The 654-nt window shown below is 64.7% G+C and carries 1 protein-coding gene; it reads left to right on the top strand.

The features are described 5' to 3' along the window. Window positions 1-654, top strand: a 654-nt coding sequence (locus IE313_RS34700; protein ID WP_189939363.1) for an acyltransferase domain-containing protein, incomplete at both ends; no start/stop codon positions are given.

The raw sequence follows: 654 nt of genomic DNA, 5'->3' as shown, positions 1-654 counted from the left end.
ACCAGACCCAATACACCCAGACCGCCCTCTTCGCCTTCCAAGTCGCACTCTTCCGACTCCTGGAACACTGGGGCATCACACCCGACGCACTCATCGGCCACTCCATCGGCGAACTCACCGCAGCCCACCTCGCCGGAGTCCTCACCCTCCAAGACGCCTGCACCCTCGTCACCACCCGCGGCCAACTCATGCAAGCCGCACCCACAGGCGGAACCATGCTCGCCATCCAAGCCACCGAAGACGAGATCCGCGCCACCCTCCCCGAGGATGGCGACCAGGTCACCATCGCCGCCATCAACGGACCCACCTCCCTCGTCATCGCCGGAGACCAAGACGCCGTACTCACCCTCGGCGAACACTGGAAAACCAAGGGCCGCAAAACCAACCCCCTCACCGTCAGCCACGCCTTCCACTCCCCCCACATGAACAGCGCACTGCACGACTTCCACAACATCGCCCAAACGCTCACCTACCACCCGCCCCGCATCCCCGTCATCTCCAACCTCACCGGCACCACCGCCACCACCCACCAACTCACCTCACCCCAGTACTGGACCGACCACATCCGCCAACCCGTCCACTTCCACCAAGGCATCACCACCCTCCACCACCAACACCACACCACCACCTACCTCGAACTCGCCCCCCACCCCG

The organism is Streptomyces sulfonofaciens (genome assembly GCF_014656295.1).
Taxonomy (GTDB): domain Bacteria; phylum Actinomycetota; class Actinomycetes; order Streptomycetales; family Streptomycetaceae; genus Streptomyces; species Streptomyces sulfonofaciens.
The sequence above is the reverse complement of the archived record's forward strand: the minus strand, read 5'-3'. Positions and strand labels throughout refer to the sequence as shown.